This is a genomic window from Acidimicrobiales bacterium (genome assembly GCA_041394245.1).
GTDB lineage: Bacteria > Actinomycetota > Acidimicrobiia > Acidimicrobiales > Aldehydirespiratoraceae > JAJRXC01.
On sequence record JAWKIR010000002.1, the window covers coordinates 1,400,183 to 1,419,618 of the forward strand.

Consider the following 19,436-nt stretch of genomic DNA (forward strand, 5'->3'; position numbering starts at 1 on the left):
TGCTCGGCCGATGCGTGATTTCTCGGGGAAACTGGCCGTCATCACCGGCGGCGCGAGCGGCATGGGCCGCGAGATCGCCCGCCAACTGGCGGCCGAGGGCTGCGATGTCGCGATCTGCGATCTCTCCGACGACGATCTGGCCGACACCGCCGCCCAGCTCCGGGAAGAGTCGGTGGGCGTGAAGGTCACCAGCCACCTCTGCGACGTGAGCAGCGAGGAGGCCATCCTCCGATTCCGCGACGAGGTCGTCGAACAGCACGACACCGACCACGTCGAGCTGGTGTTCAACAACGCCGGCATCAGCGGCGGGGGCAGCCTGTTCACCGGCAGCCGCGAGAGCTGGGACCGCTGCTTCGCCGTGTGCTGGGGCGGCGTCTACTACGGCACGCGGGCGTTCCTCCCGCTCCTCGCCGCCGCAGAGGAGGGCCACCTCGTCAACACGTCGAGCGTCAACGGCTTCTACGCCGGCCTCGGTCCGGACCGACCCCACACCGCCTACTCGGCGGCGAAGTTCGCCGTGAAGGGGTTCACCGAGGCGCTCATCACCGACCTGCGGGTGCACGCGCCCCACGTCGGCGTCTCGGTGGTCATGCCGGGCCACATCGGCACCGGGATCGTGCGGAGCTCGATCCGCCACGGCGACAACCCCGAGATCACCGACGACGTGAAGTGGATGATGAACGAGGCGGCCGACCAGTTCGAGCGGACCGCGCCGATGTCGGCGGCCGAGGCGGCGACGGTCATCCTCGACGGCGTGCGTGAGAAGCGCTGGCGCATCCTCGTCGGAGACGATGCGGTCGCCCTCGACCGGTTCGTGCGGGCCAACCCCGAGGACGTGTACGACACCGGCGGGATCGGCGACATCGTGGCCAGGACCACCGGGTCCGGCGGCGAGTAGGCACCATGCTGCGCCACGTTCAGCACTGCAACGTGAATTGCCGGGATCTCACGCGGTCGGTGGCCTTCTACCGCGACGAACTCGGCCTGACCCCGCTCGTGCGTACGGCGCCGGCACCCCAGGACGGCACCGGGTTCGGTGTCGACGGACCCGTCCAGTGGGACGCGTGGATGATGTCGGACGGACGACCCCAACCGGTCATCGATCTCCTCGAGTGGACGCAGCCGGCCCCGACAGGTCGTCCCCACGAGGCACCTGACGCGCTCGGCATGATCGCCCTGCGGCTCGGCTCCCCGGCCGTCGACGAGCCCACCGAGGTCACCGACCCGGACGGGACCCGTCTCGTCCTCGAACCCGCCGACCGGGTGACCCTGCTCGGGGTGAACGTCAACGTCGGCGACGTGGCCACCGCGACCGAGTGGTACCAGCGCGTCCTGGGGTTGACATCGACCGCAACCGGACTCCGGTTGCCGGACGACGACTTCGAGATCCGGCTCCGACCCGGCGCCCGTGACCGCCCCGCCTACGAACGGGCCACCGATCTCGGGATCTTCCGCATGGCGTTCCTGGTCGACGATGCCGCCGACGCGGTCGGATCCATCCGCGCCGCCGGCCACGCCTGCCCCGACCCGGTCTGGCTCGACATGGGTCCGACGATTCCCATCGACGGCCTCCGAGCCGCGTTCTTCCGCGACCCCGACGGGACCTGCCTCGAGTTCATCGAGGCGCCACGCTCGTGAGCCTTCGGGACTGACCCCTCGCCGAGGGTCAGGCGAGCATGCTCCGCAGCATCCAGGCGGTCTTCTCGTGGATCTGCATCCGCTGGGTGAGCAGATCGGCCGTCGGCTCGTCGCCGGCCGCGTCGACCACCGGGAACAGCGAGCGGGCGGTCCGCGCCACCGTTTCCTGGTCGGCCACGAGACGACGGATCATCTCCTCGGCGTCGGGCTGCTCGGGATCCTCGGGCACGCTCGAGAGCGCCGCGAACTGGGCATAGCTCCCCGGCGCAGGCTCGCCGAGGGCACGGATGCGTTCGGCGATCTGGTCGACGGCGAGGGCCAGTTCCGTGTATTGGGCCTCGAACATGAGATGCAGCGTGTTGAACATCGGCCCGACCACGTTCCAGTGATAGCTGTGGGTCTTCAGGTAGAGCGTGTACGAGTCGGCCAGCAGGTGGGAGAGCCCCTCGGCGATCGCCTGGCGGTCCTCGTCGGAGATCCCGATGTCGATCCTCGGGGCGGGGCTGGCAGCGGTGTCGGACATGACTACTCCTTCGTTGCGGAATGGGCCGCGCGCGAAGCGCAGGTGGCGCACACGCCGTGGTAGACGATCTCCGCGTCCTCGATCACCATGCCGTGGCGTTCCTGCGGGGCGAGCGCCGGCGCGTCGACGCCTCGAGCGACGTCGAACACGGTCTCGCAGTGATCGCAGACGAGATGGTGATGCCGGGGTACGACATTGGGGTCGTAGAGCTTCGCCGAACCGCCCAGGGCGAGCTCGCGGACCTCGCCGAGCGCACTGAACTGCTGCAACGTGCTGTAGACGGTGGCCCGGCTGATCTCGGGAAGCACCGCTGCGGCGCGGGTGTGCACCTCGTCGGCACTCAGATGGGTGTTGTCGCCGGCCAGCACCTCTGCCACGACGCGCCGCTGAGCGGTGAGGCGATACCCACGATCACGCAAGCGATCGACGAGCGGGGCGGACGCGGGGGTGGCGGACATTGCGGTGGATGGTACCGGTCCCACCCGAGCGCGGCAACGTCGGAGATTTCTTTCTTTCCAGCTTTGGACACTGTCCAACTCGACGGTAGAGTCCCGACGGTGCGGGCTCCTGCCCGCCGAACCAAGCCACACATCAACAACACCGAGGACACCATGTCGCTTCAAGGCACCGCAACCCACGACAACCTGAAGGCCGCCTTCGCCGGCGAGTCGCAGGCCAACCGCCGCTACCTCTACTTCGCCAAGGTCGCCGACGTCGAGGGCTACCCCGAGGTCGCCGGCAACTTCCGCGAGACCGCCGAAGGCGAGACCGGCCACGCACACGGCCACCTCGACTACCTCAAGCCGGTCGGCGACCCCGCCACCGACGAGCCCATGGGCGACACCATCGCCAACCTGAAGTCGGCCGTCGCCGGCGAGACCCACGAGTACACCGAGATGTACCCGGGTATGGCCAAGACCGCCCGCGAAGAGGGCTTCGCCGAGATCGCCGACTGGTTCGAGACGCTGGCCAAGGCCGAGAAGAGCCACGCCGGTCGTTTCGAGGAAATGCTCGAGTCGATTTCCTGATCCGATGACAGACAACGCCGGCCCCATCTCCTATTCCCCCACCGACGGGCTGTCGTACGACCCGGTCGAGCCGATCTACTGGGACGGAGGTGCGCTCGCCAAGGAGATCGAGCGCACCTTCGAGATCTGTCACGGCTGTCGTCTCTGTTTCAAGTACTGCGACTCGTTCCCGTCGCTGTTCTCGTTCATCGACGACCGCCACGACGGCAAGGTCCGCGACCTCACCGAGGCCGAGACCGAGACCGTCATGGACGAGTGCTTCCAGTGCAAGCTCTGCGAAGTGCAGTGTCCCTACACCGTGCGCGACAACCACGAGTACCAGCTCGACTTCCCCAAGCTGGTCCATCGCTACAAGGCCCAGCGCACCCGCGAGCACGGCAAGGTCACCCTGCGCGACAAGGTGCTCGGCGACCCCGATCGCACCGCCAAGGCCGCTCGGGCCAGCCTCGGCGCGGCCAACGTGCTCAATTCCCGGTCGAAGCTGCATCGCACCTTCCTCGAGAAGACCATCGGGATCCATCCCGACAAGGACCTGCCACCCTTCGCCCGACACACCTTCGAGAAGTGGGCCGAGGACGAGGGCCTGATCTCCGCCTCGCCGCGTGACGGCGAAGCCGTGCTGTTCCAGACCTGCTACGTCCAGCACAACGAGCCCGAGATCGGCCGCGACACCATCGACGTGCTGCGGGCCAACGAGGTCGAGATCACCTGCGAGGCCGGCCTCAACTGCTGCGGCATGCCGGCCTGGGAGAGTGGCGACCTCGAGACCATGCGCAAGAAGGCGTCGGTCAACCTCGACAGGCTCCTCCCCCACGTCGACGCGGGCAAGAAGGTCCTCGCCATCAACCCGACCTGCTCGATGATGCTGCGCGACGAGTACCCGCATCTCGTCGACGAACCCGACCGCGACCGGGCCCAGCGCCTCGCCGACGCCGTCATGGACCCTGCAGAGTTCCTGTGGTCGATCCGCAAGGAAGACCGGTTCAACGAGAACTTCGCGTCCACGCCGGGCGACGTCGCCTATCACGCGCCATGCCACCTGCGGGCCCAGGCCGTCGGCTTCAAAGGCCGCGACCTGATCCGCAAGATCCCCGGCGTCACCCCGACCACCACCATGGAGTGTTGCGGCCACGACGGCACCTACGCGATGAAGACCGAGGGCTTCGAGGTCTCGGTCCGCATCGGCAAGAAGGCGTTCGACGGCATGAACGCCGCACCCGACGCCGAGGTGTGGGCCACCGACTGCCCGCTTGCCGCCACCCAGTTCGCCCAGCACGCCGGCCGACGCCCGCTGCATCCGATGACGATCCTCGCCCGGGCCTACCGGCCCGACGGCTTCCCCACCCCCATCACCCCCGACCCTCCCGAGGAGACCCCGCCCTCATGAACCGCCTCATCGAACGCTCCGACATCGTCGACTACCAGACCTACGAGGACCAGCGCGAAGAGGTGCGGGCCCGAGTGCTCGAGATGAAGCAGCCCCGCCGTATCCATCTCGGCGACAACCTGACCTTCCTCTTCGAGAACCGCGAGACCCTCCGCTACCAGGTGCAGGAGATCATGCGGGCCGAGAAGATCGCCCGCGAGTCCGCGATCCTCGACGAGATCGAGACCTACAACAAGATGCTCGGCGAGCCCGGTGAACTCGGCTGCGCGCTGCTCATCGAGATCCCCGATGCCGACGACCGCAAGCCGCTGCTCAAGGCGTGGCTGGGGCTCCAGGAGCACCTCTACCTGGTGCTGGCCGACGGGTCCCGCGCCTATGCGTCGTTCGATCCGATGCAGGTGGGCACCGACCGCCTCTCGGCCGTGCAGTACCTGCGCTTCGCCTGCCCGACACCGCCGGTCGCCATCGGGACCGACTTCCCGGCCCTCACCGCGGAGGTGGCGCTCACCGCCGAGCAGCAGGCCGCGCTGGCCGACGACCTCAGTCGCTGAACGCGAGGTCGACCACCACCGGGTAGTGGTCCGACGCATGCCCTGATGCGGTGTCGATCCGAGCGTCGACCACGTCGAAGTGGGCCGACACGAAGACGTGATCGATCTGACGCTGCCCGTCGAGGTCGCGGCCGAACCCGTTGGAGGTAGCGCCTGCGTCCGCAGGAAGTGCCGACCGCAGTCCCGCGTCGGCGAGCGCTCCGTAGCCCGGGTCGGTCATCGGCCCGTTGAAGTCGCCCATGACGATCGTGGGTCGCTCGGCCGACGGGGCGAGCCATTCGACGAGTTGCGCGAGCGCCCCGGTGCGCCGCTCGACCGAGTCGCTGTCGAGGTGGAGGTTCACCACTCGGACCGCCGGCCCTGCGCCGACCGGAGTGAGGTCGGCCAGCGTCGCGATCCGCGGAAACGGCGCGCCGCGCACCCGCGACCCCGGGAGCTCGGGCGTCGGGCCGAACCAGCGGGTCGACGCGGTCGCGTCGGCGAAAACGGCGCGACGGTGAAAGATCGGCACCTGTTCTCCCCTCCCGTTGCGGTTGCGCCCGGTGCCGACGCTCCCCCACGAGTCGACGGGAAGGACGGTGTGTCGGAGGTGGCGGCGCTGGAACCGGTAGACCTCCTGGAGTGCCCACACGTCGGCATCGATGCGCGCCACGACGTCGCGGAGTGCCCGTCGGCGCCGCCACCAGAACGACGCCGGATCGACGGCCCGACCGTTGCGGATGTTGAAGGTCGCGACGCGCACGGTCACGTGCGATGGGCGAGCGCGAGATCGGCCAGCTCCGCCACGATGACCCCGAAGTCGAAATCCGCCGGGGTGAACACCCGCGCGACACCCATCGCCTGCAGCGCCTCGTGGTCCGCGTCGGGGATGATTCCGCCGACGACGACCGGAGCGTCGAGGTCGGCGACACGCAACGCAGCCAGGGTGTCGTCGACCAGCGAGAGGTGGCTGCCGGAGAGTACCGACAGACCGATCAGATCGACGTCTTCGTCGCGGGCCGCCGAGGCGATCTGCTGCGGCGTGGAACGGATCCCCACATAGATCACCTCCATGCCGGCGTCGCGTGCGGCGAGCGCGAGCTGTTCGGCCCCGTTCGAGTGGCCGTCGAGACCGGGCTTGGCGATCAGCAGGCGCGGCGGACCGCCCTCGATCCCGCGCAGCCGTTCGGCGACGCCGCGCAGCGACGACGACGCCATCCTGGGTCCGGCTGCGGCGACGCCCGTCGGCCCGCGGTACTCGCCGAACTCGGCCCGCAGCACATCGGCCCACTCCCCCGTCGTGCCCCCGGCGTGAGCCAGCGCGATCGACGGTTCCATGATGTTGTCGCCTGCTGCGGCAGCCGCCGCGAGCGCCGCGAGGGCGGCTTCGACGCGGGCCCGATCGCGTCGGTCCCGCCACTCGCCGAGCGCCGCGATCAGCTCGCCTTCGATCGCCGGGTCGGCGGTGAGAATGCTGGCGCTGCCCCCCAGCGGCGAGGGTTCCGACTCGGTGAAGTCGTTGACGCCGACGACCGTCAACTCGCCCCGCTCGATACGGGCCCGTCGCGTCGCGTGGGACCGGACGAGTCGGGTCTTGAGCTCGTCGATCGAGGCGAACGCGCCACCCATGTCGATGATCTCGTCGAGCTCCGCACCGGCGGCTTCGACCAGCTCCGCCGTCGTCGCCTCGATCACGTGGGAGCCGGCGAAGATGTCGTCGTACTCGAGCAGATCGGATTCGTGGGCGAGGATCTGCTGGAGCCGCAACGACCACTGCTGGTCCCACGGTCGGGGGAGCCCGAGCGCCTCGTTCCATGCCGGCAGCTGGATCGAGCGGGCCCGGGCGTCCTTCGACAGCGTCACCCCGAGCAACTCCAGCGCGATGCGGTGCATGTTGTTCTCGGGTTGCTCGGCGGTGAGTCCGAGCGAGTTGACCTGCACGCCGTAGCGGAACCGGCGCGCCTTCGGCTCGGTGATCCCGTAGCGCTCGGCGGTGAGCCGGTCCCACATCTCGGTGAAGGCCCGCATCTTGCAGGTCTCCTCCACGAACCGGATGCCGCTGTTCACGAAGAACGAGACCGACGCGACGACGTCGACGAAGCGTTCCGGCTCGACTTGCCCGGAAGCACGCACCGCGTCGAGGACGTCGACCGCGGTCGCCAGCGCGATCGAGATCTCCTGCACCGGCGTCGCCCCCGCTTCCTGCAGGTGGTACGAGCAGATGTTGATCGGATTCCACTTCGGCACCTGGTGGGCGCAGAACGCCATGGTGTCGACGATCAGACGGCGCGAGGGCTCTGGTGCGAAGATGTAGGTGCCGCGGCTGAGGTACTCCTTGACGATGTCGTTCTGTGTCGTGCCGCGCAGCGCCGTGCGAGCGATCCCCTGCGTCTCGGCATGCGCGACATAGAGGGCCAGCAGCCAGGCCGCCGGCGCGTTGATGGTCATCGACGTGTTCATCTCGTCGACCGGGATCCCGTCGAGGAGGGTCGCCATGTCGCCCAGGTGCACCACGGGCACGCCGACCTTGCCGACCTCACCCCGAGCCAGCGGATGGTCGGGGTCGTAGCCGGTCTGGGTCGGGAGGTCGAACGCGATCGAGAGACCCGTCTGGCCCTTCGCGAGGTTGGTCCGATACAGCTCGTTGCTCGCGGCCGCCGACGAATGCCCCGAGTACGTCCGCATGATCCACGGGCGATCGCCCACGGATCAGGCGACCTTCTTGGGGTCGGGAACTCCCTCGCGGGTTCCCTCGTGGTGTTCCACGAACTCGATCAGGTAGCCGTCGAAGTCCTCCACGAACGCGACGGTGACGGGCCAGCGGTCGAGCTTCCGGGGCGGGGTCACCGACTCGCATCCGGCCGCGATCGCCCGGTCGTAGACCGCCTGGCAATCCGACGTGTTGATGTAGAGCTTCCACATCGCCGTGCCCATGTCGATCGGCTGGTCGACCGCGCTGCCGTCGGCGGCCCGCTGCTGGGCGAGCTGCATGCGGGAGCCACCATGGGGACTCTGCAGCACCGCCTCGAACGCGGTGGGGATCTCGGTGCGATGCTGGACCTCCAGCTCGCACACGCCCTCCCAGAACTCGAGGGCGCGATCGAGGTCGCGGACGTTGATGCAGAACTGGCCGAGGATCTGGGTCACGATCTCACCCCAGACCCGCGGCGCGGGCGAACGCACGGAGCTCTCGCTCGAGGTCCGGGCCCGCCGGAGTGAAGAGCACCTCCGTCGTCCCCGCCGCACCGCTCGCCGCGATCCGCCCGGCGATGTCGGCATCCTCGCCGACCCATCCCGACCAGGGGTCGTCGGCCGTGCCCTTCGCCGCGAGCAGGGGACGATCGCGATCGTTGACATGCGTGCAGTGCCACTCGTGCACGGAGAGATGGCGCTCGGCCTCGGGCCGGTCGGCGACCACCCGATCGAGCCACTCCGCCCCACCGGGCAGCATCGGGACGATCTCCTCGCCGGCCAGGTGCCACGCACCATGATGCGACAGCGCTTCCCACGGGCCTGCGGCGTCGACGACGCGCTCGGCGGTGGGCGATTCGCCGTCGTCGAGCACCGTCCCGTTGACCATGTGCACGTACCAGTCCCATGCGCCGCCGTCGGGCGGCGCCACATTCATGAGTCCGTCGCCGATCTCGGCCGCGATGCCCTGCCCCTTGGGTCCGAGCGCCGACAGGAGGATCGGCACGTCGATCGGCCGGGGGGCAGCGAGGTCGGGATGGTGGATCATCTGACACCGCTCGCCGGCGATGTCGACGACCTCGCCTGCGAGGAGCCCGCGCAGCTGGCGGACATAGGTCTCCGTGGTCGCCCACGACAGCGCACCCTTGTTCATGACGAGCCTGGCGGTGAAGCCCGTGCCGATCGCGACCGCGAGGCGGCCGGGCGCCATGCGGGCGACGGTCGCGACGGCCGACGCGGTCGTCATCACGTGGCGGAGGTTGGGCACGAGCACCGCGGTGCCCAGCCCGATCCGCGAAGTGCGCTCGGCGATCAACGCCAGATGGATCCAGATGTCCTCGTAGAGCGCCGCGGAGTCGTAGAGCCACACCCGTTCGTAGCCGAGCTCCTCGGCGAGAACGGCGAGGTCGGTGGCACCCGGCTGCGGCGGCAGCCCGATCGAAACGGAGGGGGTCGGCATGATCAGCCCTTTCTGGTCAGCACGGCGATCGGGATCTTGCGATCCGTGAGTTCCTGGTAGGACGCGAAGTCGGGGTACGCAGCGCAGGCGAGCGCCCAGCAGTCGTCGCGCTCGGTGCCGTCGTCGAGCTCGTGCACCTCGACCGCCCACCGGTCGGCGCCGACCTCGACATGGGCCTCGCCGGCGGCGACGAGGTTGGCCCACCAGTTGGGGGTCGTGGGATTGCCGCCGTTGGATCCGACGACGATCAGATCGTCGCCCCGGTGCACCCGCATCAACATGACCGGTCGCGACTCGCCGCTCTTGCGTCCGACCACATCGAGGAGAAAGACCGGCTTCCCCAGGAGCGTGTTGCCCTTGGTTCCCTTGCTGGCCCGGAACTTCTCGATCTGGCGCAGCGTGGCCCGCCGACCGACGTCGGGGAATCGCCTGCTCAAGAAGTTGGCGACGCGACCACTCATCGAAGGCATGGCCGGAGCGTAGTGGGAGCGCCGATCGTCGTCGCCACCCGGTATCGCTCACGCGACGGGCGGACGGCCCCGTCGCTCGCTGCGGCGCTGTCGCCGATCCTGCGCCCTCTGCCACTTGTGCTGACGGCTCCGACACGCCTTGCGACAGAACCGGTGCTGCACCGACCGCGCCTCGAAGAGCTCGCCGCACCGCCAGTACTCGCACTCCCGAAGACGCTCCGGGTCGGGGTCGTGGAGATCGAGGTCGTCAGGGGTCATCGGCGTCAATCCTTGCGCACCTGTGAATCCGGGGTGGACCTGGCCTACATTCCGGGAGCCGACGAACGCATGGGGGCACCGATGGCCTGGGACTTTTCAACCGAACCCGAATTCCAGGAGAAGCTCGACTGGGTCGAGAAGTTCTGCCGCGAGGAGGTCGAGCCGCTCGACATGATCTTCCCGTACGCGGTCCGCTCCAAGGATCCGAAGATCAAGGCGATCGTGAAGGGTCTGCAGGACCAGGTGAAGGCCCAGGGCCTCTGGGCCCTGTTCCTCGACGAGGAACTCGGCGGACCCGGGCTCGGCCAGCTCAAGCTCGGCCTGCTCAACGAGATCCTCGGCCGCTACGGCTCGGCGCCGCAGATGTTCGGCTCCGCCGCCCCCGATACCGGCAACATGGAGCTCCTCGCCGCCTATGGCACCGAGGAGCAGAAGGAGCGCTGGCTGAAGCCGATGCTCGAGCAGGAGCTGTGGTCCGCCTACTCCATGACCGAACCGCAGGGTGGCTCCGACCCGAACCTGTTCCGAACCCACGCGGTGCGCGACGGCGACGAGTGGGTGATCAACGGCGAGAAGTGGTTCACGAGCGCAGGCCGGGCGGCCGACATCTTGTTCGTGATGTGCACCAACGGCATGTTCGTCGTGCCGCGTGACACCCCCGGCGTCGAGATCCAGCCCGAGCCGCGCACCCACAACCACATCATCTACAACGACGTCCGCATCCCGGCCGACCATCTCCTCGGTCCGGAGGACGGCGCCAAGGTCCTGGCCCAACGTCGCCTCGGCGGTGGGCGGATCCACCACGCAATGCGGACGATCGCCAACTGCAAGCTCGCGTTCGACATGATGTGCGAGCGGGCCCTCAGCCGAGAGTCGCACGGCAAGATCATCGGCGAGCACCAGATGGTGCAGGAGAAGATCGCCGACTCCTACGCCCAGATCCGCATGCTGCGCTTGTTCGTGCTGGAGACGGCCTGGAAGATCGACAACTCGAGCACCCAGGAGACCCGCACCGACATCGCCGCCGTGAAGTTCTCGATGGCCAAGGTGCTCCGGGAGGTGTCGTTCAATGCCCTCCACATCCTCGGATCGCTCGGCACCACGAACCTCACACCGATCCAGGCCATGTATGCGTCGGCACCGACCATGGGCATCGCCGACGGCGTCGACGAGGTCCACAAGGCGACCGTGGCCCGCAACGTGCTCAAGAGCTATGCCCCACACGACGGCTACTGGCCCACGGAGTACTACCCCGAGAAGCGCAAGCGGGCCCGGGAGAAGTTCGAGCCGATGTTCGAGTCCGACCCCGAACTGCGCGACATGGCCGACGCCATGGCGAAGTACATGGAACGCCGCGGCCGCTGACCCGCCACACCGGTGTCAGACACCCGCTACACGTGACCATCCGGCCCTGGCCGGAGCGTCCATTCGGACACCGGTCTCGCAAATCACGTAGCGTCGGCCCCGTCCGATCGAGGAGGGTCCACCGTGGAGATGAGGACGTTCGGCGCCACCGGCGTGAGCGTGTCGAAGTACTGCCTCGGCACGATGATGTTCGGGGCCATGGGCAACACCGATCACGACGAGTGTGTGTCGATGGTCCACCGGGCTCTCGATGCGGGGATCAACTTCGTCGACACCGCCGATGCTTACAGCATGGGCGAGAGCGAGGAGGTGCTCGGCCGAGCCCTGGCCGGCCGTCGCGACGATGTCGTGCTGGCGACCAAGGCGTTCATCCCGATGAGCGCCGACCCGAACCACATGGGCGGCTCGCGCCGTTGGCTCGTCCGCGCCGTCGAGGACAGCCTCCGTCGCCTCGGCACCGACCGCATCGACCTCTTCCAACTGCACCGCCGCGACGCCCGCCTCGATCTCGACGAATCGCTCGGCGCGCTCGACCAGCTCGTGAGGGACGGAAAGATCCTCTACGCCGGCATGTCGGCCACCTCGGCGGAGTGGATCGTCGAGGCCCGCCACATCAGCGACCAGCGGGGCCACGTCCGGGTGCGCTCCGAACAGTGCCTCTACAACCTCTTCAACCGAGACGTCGAACGGGCGGTCCTGCCGACGTGTGAACGTCTCGGCGTCGGCGTCATGACCTACGCCCCGCTCAACGGTGGGTGGCTCACCGGGAAGTACCGCCACGACCAGGACGTGCCCGACGATGCCCGCGCCGTGCGGATGGCAGCCCACAACACGGCCCGCTGGGACCGGTCGAGGGCCCAGACACAGGCGAAGCTGGATCTGATCGAGCAACTCCTCGAACTCTCGGCCGATGCCGGCGTGCCGCTGACCCACCTGGCCACGGCATGGGCCGCCGAGCACCCGGCCGTCTCGAGCGTCATCATCGGCCCCCGCACGCCCGAACAGCTCGAGGACGCACTCGCCTCGGCCGACGTGCGGCTCGACGAGGGCGTGCTCGACGCGCTCGACGAGCTGCTGCCCCCGGGTCTCGACATCGACACGGTCGACACCAACCGGCCCGAGCCCCACATGGCGCCGCACGCCCGGCGGCGGCGTCGCTGATCAGGGGCTGCTCACGACCTGATCAGTAGCCCGAGATGTAGTTGGTCAGCTGGCGGGTCTCGGTCTCGAGAGTGCGCACCCGGGCGTTGACGACGTCGCCGATGCTGACGATCCCGATCAACTCGCCGTCGTCGGTGACCGGGACGTGACGGAAGCGCCGCTCCGTCATCTCGGTCATCAATTGCTCGATGGTCGCGGTCTCGCTGCAGGTGACGACCTCCCGGGTCATCACCTCTTGCGCCGTCCGGTCGACGGCGTCGCGACCGTGTGCGGCCAGCGCCCGGACGACGTCGCGCTCGGAGATGATCCCGTCGACACGGCGACCGTCGCCCGACACCACGAGGGCACCGACGCCGACGCGAGCGAGCGCCTCGACCACCTCCGTGATCGTCGCTGCGGGGTCGACGGTCGCGACCGCGTTTCCCTTGCGCCGCAGGACTTCGCTGATCAGCATGGTCTCCAGTGTGACACAGGTCACGTCTTCTGTCAGGAGCATGAACGGGGAGCGGGGCAAGGTCCGAAGTGACAGCGATTTCGGCGGCGGATAGTTTCACATCACCGGCCGTCCGGGGGGACAGATGCAGCATCGACGACGATTGCGCGGGTTCTGGGTGGCGGTCGCGACCGCCCTGATGGCGACCGGTTGCCTGGTCGGCCCCATCACCGGGCCTGGACAGAGCTCGCTCTCGACCGGCATCGACGTCGCCGACGTCGGCTATCAACGAGCCGAGTTCTTTCTCGGTGGCCTGGCCAGCAGCTATGGCAGCGATTCTCCGCTGTCGGCCGACGGAGTCTGGACGGTCACTCCCGACGAGCGCCAGGAGCTCTTCTTCACCCGACTCGTGGCCTTGACGCCGACCGATCCGGCCGACTTCAGCGGCACCGTCATCGTCGAATGGATGAACGTGACATCCGGGACCGACATCGCGGTCGACTGGCAGATGGCGCACAACAACGTGGTGCGGTCGGGCCATGCCTATGTGGCCGTCACCGCGCAATCCGTCGGGGTCAACAACATGCTGGTGACCGACCCGTCGCTACAACAAGCTCAGCCATCCCGGCGACAGCTTCAGCTACGACATCTTCAGCCAGGCCGGGCGGGAGGTCCGGGAGAACCCGGCACTGCTCGGCGGGCTCGAACCGGAGTACGTGATCGCCACCGGCGAGTCGCAGTCGGCCAGCCGCATGATGACCTATGTCAACGCCGTCCATCCGATCGCCGATGTGTTCGACGGGTTCATGATCCACAGCCGCGGCATCAGCGGGTCGTCGTTGCGGCAGGCACCGCTCGGCCAGATCTCGACGCCGCGACCCACCTTCATCAGGGGCGACCTGAACGTGCCGGTCTTCGTGGTGCAGGCCGAGGACGACGTCATCCGGTCCAACACCGAGATCCGTCAGCCCGACACCTCCCAGTTCCGCATGTGGGAGCTGGCGGGCACCTCCCACATCGGCTCCTACATACTGTCGGCCGGGCCGCGAGATCCGGCCGACGGGACCGGAACCGCGCTGATGTTCGACTTCATGCGGAACCCGCAGAGCGTCGGATGCGACAAGCCGGTGAACTCGGGACCGCACTGGTTGCTCCTCCAGGCCGCATTCGACAGCCTCGACACGTGGGTACGCGGGGGTGGCGCGCCGCCGACCGCCGACCCGCTCGCGGCGGAATCGACCAGTCCGACCGTGTTGGCCCGGGACGCGATCGGCAACGCGCTCGGCGGTGTCCGGTCGCCGCACGTCGATGTGCCCATCGCACGGATCGACGGGCTGAACAGCGGCCTCGGGTTCTGTGGCCTCTTCGGCAGTACCACACCCTTGACCGACGTCGAGCTGGCGGCCCTCTACCCGACCGCGGCCGATTTCATCACGCCCTGGACCGCCTCGGTCAACGCCGCGATCTCTGCAGGATTCATCCTCCCGGTCGACGGGCCGGCTCTCATCGCGGCAGCGCAAGCATCCGGCATCGGCGCTTGACGGCGTCGACGGCCCACGAGTTCGGTCCGACGGGTCAGACGACCGTCGAGCGGAACTTCTGCATGAGCCACGGCCCAGCCTCGACGGGCTCGTGCCGCGGCTTCTCGCCCGGTGCGACGCAGCCCGGAAGACACTCGATCACCGCGTCCCAGTTGGCCATGTGGAAGAAGGCCATCGACTGACGAGGTTCGGGCCTCGGCACGACCCGATGAACGGTCGAGCGCCAACGATCGTTGGTCCACTGTGCGATCGAGTCGCCGAGGTTGACCACGAACATCTCCGGGTCGGGCGCGACGTCGACCCATGCACCGTCGGCGTCGACGATCTGCAGGCCCCCGATCTCGTCGGTGCGCAGGATGGTGAGCGTGCCGTAGTCGGCATGGGCGCCTGCCCGCAGGGCACCGTCGGTCGGCGGCGCGGCCGGGTAGTGAATGGCCCGCATCGACGTGATCGGTCGATCGATCAGCGGGTCGAAGTGGTTCGCCGGCAGATCGAGGGCCACGGCCATCACCGACAGCAATCGTGCGGCGACCTCGCTCAGGGCGCGGTAGTAGGCGACCCAGGCCGACCGCAGCGCCGGGACCGCCGCCGGCCACAAGCTCGGTGACCGGATCCATTCCTGGTCGGGCGCCACGGACACATACGGTCCACAGTCGGGGCCGACCGAGAACGACTCCTTCATGTCGGGACGCGCGTCGACATCGTCGAGCGAACGGGCCAGCGTCTCGTAGCCGTAGGGCGAGAAGCCGTAGGGGTAGCCGGGTTCGGGGAACTCGACGTCGCGTTTGGCGGGCTCGGGCAGGGCGAAGAACTGCGCCGCCGTGTCCCATGCCGCTGCGGCGACGTCGGGGGCGACGACCGAGAGCGGAACGCGGAAGAAGCCGAGGCTCTCACAGGCATCGGCCATCACCCGCGCCTGCTCGTCGACGGGCGCCGACAGATCGACGACGCCGAGTTCCATCAGGCGACGGCAGCTTCGATCTCGGCCTTCACCTCGTCGGTGAGCAGCGGGATCACGTCGAGGGCGCCGAAGTTCGAGACGACCTGCTCGACCTTCGACGCGCCGGTGATCACCGTCGACACCGCCGGATTGAGCGTGCACCACGCCAACGCGAGCTGGGCCATCGTGCACCCGAGTCGATCGGCGATCGGACGCAGGTTCTCGACCTGCGCCACCGCCTCGGCCGCGGTGAGCCGACCGGCGAGCCACTCGTAGCCGTCGAGCGCGGCACGGGAGTCGGCGGGGATCCCGTCGCGGTACTTGCCGGTCAACAGCCCCGATGCGAGCGGACTCCAGATCGTGTTGCCGTAGCCGTGGTCGTCGACGAGACGGCGATAGTTCTTCTCGACGTTCTTGCGCTCGAGCAGGTTGTACTGGCTCTGCTCGGTCACCGGCTTGTGCAGGTGGTGACGCTCGGCGATGTCGATCGCCGCCTGGATCTCGTCGGCCCGCCACTCGCTGGTTCCCCAGTAGTGGGCCTTGCCCGCGGCGATGATGTCGCTCATCGCCCACACCGTCTCCTCGATCGGCGTCTCCGGGTCGGCGCGGTGACAGTAGAGGACATCGACGAAGTCGGTCTGGAGACGTTCGAGCGACGCGTCGATCGCCTGCATCAGGTACTTGCGGTTCAGAGTCATCCGCATGTTGGGGACGTCGCCGTGGATGCCCATGAACACCTTGGTGGTGAGCACGTAGGACCAGCGCGGCCATCCCAGTTCCTGCAGCACCCGCCCCATGATCGCTTCGCTCTCGCCTCGGGCATAGGCCTCGGCGTTGTCGAAGAAGTTGCAGCCGGCCTCGCCGGCCGCCGCCATGCAGTCGAGCGCCAGCGAGTCGTCGAGCTGGGTGTCGAACGTGACCCAGCTCCCGAACGAGAGCACGCTGACCTTGAGACCGGTACGGCCGAGGCGCCGGTACTCCATGTTGGGGTTGACCTTCGGGGTGGTGACAGCAGGTGACGACATGCGCCGACCGTAGCCCGGCTGCTACGAATGGCGAACACATCCGTGGCGGACAGAGGAGTCGATGGTGACTGATCCCATCCTGCTGAGCACACTCGACATGGCGCGATTCGTCGCCGACGGCTATCTGCGGTTCGATGCCGTCGTTCCCGACGAGCTCAACCGCACCGTCCTCGAGGAACTGTCGGCCCTGCTCGGCCACCCCTCCGATGATCCCGGCGAGTTCCAACCCCGCTCCGGCACCCCTCTCTCCGAGTGCTACCCGGCCGACAGCGCGCTGCGTCGCGTCTACGAACTCCCCGAGATCGCCGGCGCGATCCGATCGCTCGTCGGGGCGAACCCCGTCTTCGACCACCACGCGATCCACTTCAATCCGGCCGGTTCACCTCGCATCCAGGATCTGCACTGCGACGCGGCGATCGACAGTGACGATCCCACGTTCGACATCCAGCTCTTCTACTTCCCCCACGACGTCGGCGAGGGCGAAGGCGGCACCCGCTTCGTACCGGGCAGCCATCTTCGCAACATCCACGAGAACAGCGTCGCCCGTTATCAGCACATCGCCGGTGAGAAGTTCTTTACCGGGCCGGCGGGCACGATCCTCGTGTTCCACCAGGGCGTCTGGCACGCAGGCCAGGACAACCCGTCCGGCAACCACCGCTGGATGTTCAAGCTGCGTCTCAACCCGACGGAACCGCAGGTTCGCCTCTGGGACACCTCCGACTACGACGAGGTGGCGAAGGGTTCCTGGGATCACATGTTCGCGACCACCGCGCCGGGCGACACGGTCGCCAACGTCCTGCGCAAGATGCATCCCTGGTCCTTCGACGGCGAGTACCGGATCGAGACCATGGAACGTGTCCGCCTCTGGCGTTACCTGAGCGACGATCCCTCGTTCGACGTCGACTGGTACCGCACCCGGATCGAGGGTCGTGCCGCCCTGCTCGAAGGGGCGCGGCGGTGAGCGTCGAACGCCAACAGGTCCTCCAGCTCTACACGACGAACTCCTCCTTCGCGAGCCATGTGGTCGCGTGGGCGTTCCACGACGGAACCGACGGCCAAGGGCCGGGCCTCCCCGACCGAGGCGACTCGCCGCCCTACGTCACCGGACTCGACGCCCTGCGCGACGGCTGGAGACTCCTGCAGATGTCGCAGCTCCTGCCCCCTCGTGAGGGTGAGCACCACAAGGTGTCGTATCTGCCCTTCGAGTTCCTCCTCGAGCGCGTCGTCGCGGTCGACGAAGCCATCGCGCCGAACGGCGCGCACAATCGCGGCGTGCACTGAGCCGTCGCCTCGTGGCCGTCTCCGTGACACCGATGCTGACGATCCGGGGCGGAACCGTTCTGCTGCCCGCCGGCAGCACCGAACGGACCGACGTCGTGTGCCGCGGACCCGTGGTCGAGTCGGTCGGCCGCCACGGCGCGGCGGGCACCGTCGACATCGACGCGGCGGGCGCCCTCGTCCTCCCCGGGCTGGTCGACATCCACGGCGACGGATTCGAGCGCACGGTGATGCCCCGACCGGGCGTGTTCGTCGATGTCGCCGCTGCGGTCGCGGAGACCCGGAGTCACCTCCTCGCAGCCGGTATCACGACCGGCTATGTGTCGGTGACCGACGGCTGGGAGCCCGGGCTGCGCAGCCGGGAGACCCTTCGCGACCTGGTCGCCGCGCTGCGGGGATCGTCAACCGAACGGTGGGGTCCCGAGCTGCGACTCCACGTGCGCCACGAGCGGTGCAACACCGACGACATCGACGAGCTCCTCGGATGGATCGCCGACGGCTCGATCACGATGCTGTCCTACAACGACCACACGCCGGGCGGGATCGCCATGGTCGAGGGCATCACCGAGTTGCAGGTGAAACGATCGGGACTCGGCCAGGACGCACTGGAGGCCGAACAGCGCGCTGCGGTCGCACGCCGGGAGCTGGGACGGGTGCAGGAGGAGCGACTCGCCCGGGCCGCCCACGACGCTTCCATCGCCACGGCGAGCCATGACGCATCGAGCGACACCGACCTTCGCCGCGACCTCGCCCTCGGCGTCGACATCGCCGAGTTCCCGCTGTCGATCGAGCTGGCGCAGCGTTATCGCGACGCCGGGATCGCGATCCTCCTCGGCGCCCCCAACCTCGTGCGTGGCCATTCCCACCTCGGCAACCTGAGCGTGCGCGATGCCTGGGAGGCAGGCGTCGCCGACCTGATCTGTTCCGACTACCACTACCAGTCGATGCTCCACGCGCCATTCGTGTTGACATCTCTCGGTGCGTCGCTCCACGAGGCGTGGCACACCGTGTCGCGCGGTCCGGCCGAAGCAGCGGGCCTCTACGACCGTGGCGTGATCGAGGCCGGCGCCCGCGCCGATCTCATCGTGGTCGAACCACCCGAATCGAGCCGTCCGGCCCGGGTGCGCGCCGTCGTGGTCGACGGCCGACTCGCGGCACTCACGCCGTGACCTCGGCCGAGCTCATCCTCTACGCGACGCCGACCGGGCCACTCGCCACCGCGCTCGCCGAGGTCTTCGGCCGGATCACCGAACGCGGGGCGACGACCGCGCAGGACTATCCCCCGCACTGCACGCTCACCGGCTTCTTCCACCGCCATCACGACGAGATCCCGCGCATCGTCGCGGAACTCGACCACGCGGCCACCACGATGGACGGCCCCGTCGGCGGCGTCGAGATCGTCGACTTGCACCACCGTCCCGACTGGGTCGGACTGGAACTCGCCTCCGATTGGCTCCATCGGCTCACGGCGCGCTTCGTCGAACTCCACACGGTCGACAGCACCGACGACCCGCTCCGTCCGAAGGACTGGCTCCATCTGAGCATCGGCTACGGCGTCGACGACCTGCAGGCCGCCGTCGATGCAACCGACGATCTCGACATCGGCCTGGCCTGCGGGTGGGAGGTCGGGATCTGGCAGCGTCATCCCGACGGCGTCTGGTCGCGGCCGGGTCGCTGACGGCGATTCCTGCTCGTTCTCTAGACTCTGG

At 68.4% G+C, this 19,436-nt stretch carries 22 protein-coding genes and 1 pseudogene; 12 read left to right on the top strand and 11 right to left on the bottom strand.

Annotation, left to right across the window (positions count from 1 at the left end):
• Positions 1 to 10: 10 nt before the first annotated feature.
• Together R2707_07115 and R2707_07120 are read left to right on the top strand one after the other, a co-directional pair.
• Positions 11 to 898: an SDR family NAD(P)-dependent oxidoreductase gene (locus tag R2707_07115; protein ID MEZ5244848.1), complete on the top strand. Its 888-nt coding sequence runs from the start codon at positions 11 to 13 to the stop codon at positions 896 to 898.
• Between the two features lie 5 nt (positions 899 to 903).
• Positions 904 to 1,638 carry a VOC family protein gene (locus R2707_07120; protein ID MEZ5244849.1) on the top strand — a complete coding sequence of 245 codons (735 nt, stop codon included), beginning with the start codon at positions 904 to 906 and terminating at the stop codon, positions 1,636 to 1,638.
• A gap of 28 nt (positions 1,639 to 1,666) precedes the next feature.
• Here the strand turns inward: R2707_07120 and R2707_07125 are convergent, their stop codons facing one another.
• Positions 1,667 to 2,161, bottom strand: coding sequence for a Dps family protein (locus R2707_07125; protein ID MEZ5244850.1), 495 nt, complete (start codon positions 2,159 to 2,161; stop codon positions 1,667 to 1,669).
• 2 nt (positions 2,162 to 2,163) lie between these two features.
• Positions 2,164 to 2,619 carry a Fur family transcriptional regulator gene (locus tag R2707_07130; GenBank protein MEZ5244851.1) on the bottom strand — a complete coding sequence of 152 codons (456 nt, stop codon included), beginning with the start codon at positions 2,617 to 2,619 and terminating at the stop codon, positions 2,164 to 2,166.
• Positions 2,620 to 2,718: 99 nt separating this feature from the next.
• Between R2707_07130 and R2707_07135 the strand changes: the two genes are divergently transcribed.
• The 3 genes from R2707_07135 to R2707_07145 are packed head-to-tail and all read left to right on the top strand — an operon-like array spanning position 2,719 to position 5,127.
• Positions 2,719 to 3,189: a rubrerythrin family protein gene (locus R2707_07135; protein ID MEZ5244852.1), complete on the top strand. Its 471-nt coding sequence runs from the start codon at positions 2,719 to 2,721 to the stop codon at positions 3,187 to 3,189.
• Between the two features lie 4 nt (positions 3,190 to 3,193).
• Complete coding sequence (locus R2707_07140; GenBank protein MEZ5244853.1) at positions 3,194 to 4,576, top strand: heterodisulfide reductase-related iron-sulfur binding cluster; 1,383 nt, start codon at positions 3,194 to 3,196, stop codon at positions 4,574 to 4,576.
• Positions 4,573 to 5,127 (top strand): DUF3501 family protein, encoded by a 555-nt coding sequence (locus R2707_07145; GenBank protein ID MEZ5244854.1) that lies wholly within the window; start codon positions 4,573 to 4,575, stop codon positions 5,125 to 5,127. Before R2707_07140 ends, R2707_07145 begins: the two co-directional genes overlap by 4 nt.
• On the opposite strand, the gene R2707_07150 is transcribed toward R2707_07145, so the two are convergent.
• Genes R2707_07150 through R2707_07175 form a run of 6 tightly spaced genes read right to left on the bottom strand, consistent with a single transcriptional unit; the run spans position 5,117 to position 9,984 of the window.
• Positions 5,117 to 5,875, bottom strand: a complete 759-nt coding sequence (locus R2707_07150; GenBank protein MEZ5244855.1) for an endonuclease/exonuclease/phosphatase family protein — start codon at positions 5,873 to 5,875, stop codon at positions 5,117 to 5,119. The genes R2707_07145 and R2707_07150 overlap by 11 nt on opposite strands.
• Positions 5,872 to 7,812 carry a protein meaA gene (locus R2707_07155; protein MEZ5244856.1) on the bottom strand — a complete coding sequence of 647 codons (1,941 nt, stop codon included), beginning with the start codon at positions 7,810 to 7,812 and terminating at the stop codon, positions 5,872 to 5,874. The genes R2707_07150 and R2707_07155 overlap by 4 nt, the downstream gene beginning before the upstream one ends.
• A 3-nt stretch (positions 7,813 to 7,815) precedes the next feature.
• Positions 7,816 to 8,289: a VOC family protein gene (locus R2707_07160; GenBank protein MEZ5244857.1), complete on the bottom strand. Its 474-nt coding sequence runs from the start codon at positions 8,287 to 8,289 to the stop codon at positions 7,816 to 7,818.
• Positions 8,258 to 9,256, bottom strand: coding sequence for an LLM class flavin-dependent oxidoreductase (locus R2707_07165; protein ID MEZ5244858.1), 999 nt, complete (start codon positions 9,254 to 9,256; stop codon positions 8,258 to 8,260). Before R2707_07165 ends, R2707_07160 begins: the two co-directional genes overlap by 32 nt.
• A 2-nt stretch (positions 9,257 to 9,258) precedes the next feature.
• A complete protein-coding gene (locus tag R2707_07170; GenBank protein MEZ5244859.1) occupies positions 9,259 to 9,726 on the bottom strand; it encodes a nitroreductase/quinone reductase family protein in 468 nt (155 codons plus the stop codon).
• Positions 9,727 to 9,774: 48 nt separating this feature from the next.
• Complete coding sequence (locus R2707_07175) at positions 9,775 to 9,984, bottom strand: hypothetical protein (protein MEZ5244860.1); 210 nt, start codon at positions 9,982 to 9,984, stop codon at positions 9,775 to 9,777.
• Positions 9,985 to 10,017: 33 nt separating this feature from the next.
• On the opposite strand from R2707_07175, the gene R2707_07180 reads away from it, so the two are divergent.
• Positions 10,018 to 11,349 carry an acyl-CoA dehydrogenase family protein gene (locus R2707_07180; protein ID MEZ5244861.1) on the top strand — a complete coding sequence of 444 codons (1,332 nt, stop codon included), beginning with the start codon at positions 10,018 to 10,020 and terminating at the stop codon, positions 11,347 to 11,349.
• 129 nt (positions 11,350 to 11,478) lie between these two features.
• A complete protein-coding gene (locus R2707_07185) occupies positions 11,479 to 12,510 on the top strand; it encodes an aldo/keto reductase (protein ID MEZ5244862.1) in 1,032 nt (343 codons plus the stop codon).
• 22 nt (positions 12,511 to 12,532) lie between these two features.
• On the opposite strand, the gene R2707_07190 is transcribed toward R2707_07185, so the two are convergent.
• A complete protein-coding gene (locus R2707_07190) occupies positions 12,533 to 12,964 on the bottom strand; it encodes a CBS domain-containing protein (GenBank protein MEZ5244863.1) in 432 nt (143 codons plus the stop codon).
• A 178-nt stretch (positions 12,965 to 13,142) separates the two neighbouring features.
• Between R2707_07190 and R2707_07195 the strand changes: the two are divergent.
• Positions 13,143 to 14,484: pseudogene (locus R2707_07195) on the top strand (alpha/beta hydrolase domain-containing protein).
• A 34-nt stretch (positions 14,485 to 14,518) separates the two neighbouring features.
• Here the strand turns inward: R2707_07195 and R2707_07200 are convergent.
• Both R2707_07200 and R2707_07205 read right to left on the bottom strand, forming a co-directional pair.
• The gene (locus tag R2707_07200) at positions 14,519 to 15,445 is read right to left on the bottom strand and encodes a 2OG-Fe(II) oxygenase family protein (protein MEZ5244864.1); all 927 of its coding nucleotides are present in this window, start codon (positions 15,443 to 15,445) and stop codon (positions 14,519 to 14,521) included.
• Positions 15,445 to 16,449, bottom strand: coding sequence for an aldo/keto reductase (locus R2707_07205; GenBank protein MEZ5244865.1), 1,005 nt, complete (start codon positions 16,447 to 16,449; stop codon positions 15,445 to 15,447). Before R2707_07205 ends, R2707_07200 begins: the two co-directional genes overlap by 1 nt.
• Before the next feature lie 64 nt (positions 16,450 to 16,513).
• Here R2707_07205 and R2707_07210 point away from each other — a divergent pair, with 64 nt between their 5' ends.
• Genes R2707_07210 through R2707_07225 form a run of 4 tightly spaced genes read left to right on the top strand, consistent with a single transcriptional unit; the run spans position 16,514 to position 19,405 of the window.
• Complete coding sequence (locus tag R2707_07210) at positions 16,514 to 17,410, top strand: phytanoyl-CoA dioxygenase family protein (GenBank protein MEZ5244866.1); 897 nt, start codon at positions 16,514 to 16,516, stop codon at positions 17,408 to 17,410.
• Positions 17,407 to 17,730: a hypothetical protein gene (locus R2707_07215; protein MEZ5244867.1), complete on the top strand. Its 324-nt coding sequence runs from the start codon at positions 17,407 to 17,409 to the stop codon at positions 17,728 to 17,730. Before R2707_07210 ends, R2707_07215 begins: the two co-directional genes overlap by 4 nt.
• A gap of 11 nt (positions 17,731 to 17,741) precedes the next feature.
• Entirely contained in the window at positions 17,742 to 18,896 is a 1,155-nt protein-coding gene (locus R2707_07220; GenBank protein ID MEZ5244868.1) for an alpha-D-ribose 1-methylphosphonate 5-triphosphate diphosphatase, read from the top strand.
• The gene (locus R2707_07225; GenBank protein MEZ5244869.1) at positions 18,893 to 19,405 is read left to right on the top strand and encodes a hypothetical protein; all 513 of its coding nucleotides are present in this window, start codon (positions 18,893 to 18,895) and stop codon (positions 19,403 to 19,405) included. The genes R2707_07220 and R2707_07225 overlap by 4 nt, the downstream gene beginning before the upstream one ends.
• Positions 19,406 to 19,436: the final 31 nt, after the last annotated feature.

Bases quoted from the DNA above. Each gene is read 5' to 3' on its own strand.
- R2707_07115 (MEZ5244848.1), top strand. From the start codon at position 11: ATGCGTGATTTCTCGGGGAAACTGGCCGTCATCACCGGCGGCGCGAGC.
- R2707_07120 (MEZ5244849.1), top strand. From the start codon at position 904: ATGCTGCGCCACGTTCAGCACTGCAACGTGAATTGCCGGGATCTCACG.
- R2707_07125 (MEZ5244850.1), bottom strand. From the start codon at position 2,161: ATGTCCGACACCGCTGCCAGCCCCGCCCCGAGGATCGACATCGGGATC.
- R2707_07130 (MEZ5244851.1), bottom strand. From the start codon at position 2,619: ATGTCCGCCACCCCCGCGTCCGCCCCGCTCGTCGATCGCTTGCGTGAT.
- R2707_07140 (MEZ5244853.1), top strand. From the start codon at position 3,194: ATGACAGACAACGCCGGCCCCATCTCCTATTCCCCCACCGACGGGCTG.
- R2707_07145 (MEZ5244854.1), top strand. From the start codon at position 4,573: ATGAACCGCCTCATCGAACGCTCCGACATCGTCGACTACCAGACCTAC.
- R2707_07165 (MEZ5244858.1), bottom strand. From the start codon at position 9,256: ATGCCGACCCCCTCCGTTTCGATCGGGCTGCCGCCGCAGCCGGGTGCC.
- R2707_07170 (MEZ5244859.1), bottom strand. From the start codon at position 9,726: ATGCCTTCGATGAGTGGTCGCGTCGCCAACTTCTTGAGCAGGCGATTC.
- R2707_07175 (MEZ5244860.1), bottom strand. From the start codon at position 9,984: ATGACCCCTGACGACCTCGATCTCCACGACCCCGACCCGGAGCGTCTT.
- R2707_07185 (MEZ5244862.1), top strand. From the start codon at position 11,479: ATGAGGACGTTCGGCGCCACCGGCGTGAGCGTGTCGAAGTACTGCCTC.
- R2707_07190 (MEZ5244863.1), bottom strand. From the start codon at position 12,964: ATGCTGATCAGCGAAGTCCTGCGGCGCAAGGGAAACGCGGTCGCGACC.
- R2707_07200 (MEZ5244864.1), bottom strand. From the start codon at position 15,445: ATGGAACTCGGCGTCGTCGATCTGTCGGCGCCCGTCGACGAGCAGGCG.
- R2707_07205 (MEZ5244865.1), bottom strand. From the start codon at position 16,449: ATGTCGTCACCTGCTGTCACCACCCCGAAGGTCAACCCCAACATGGAG.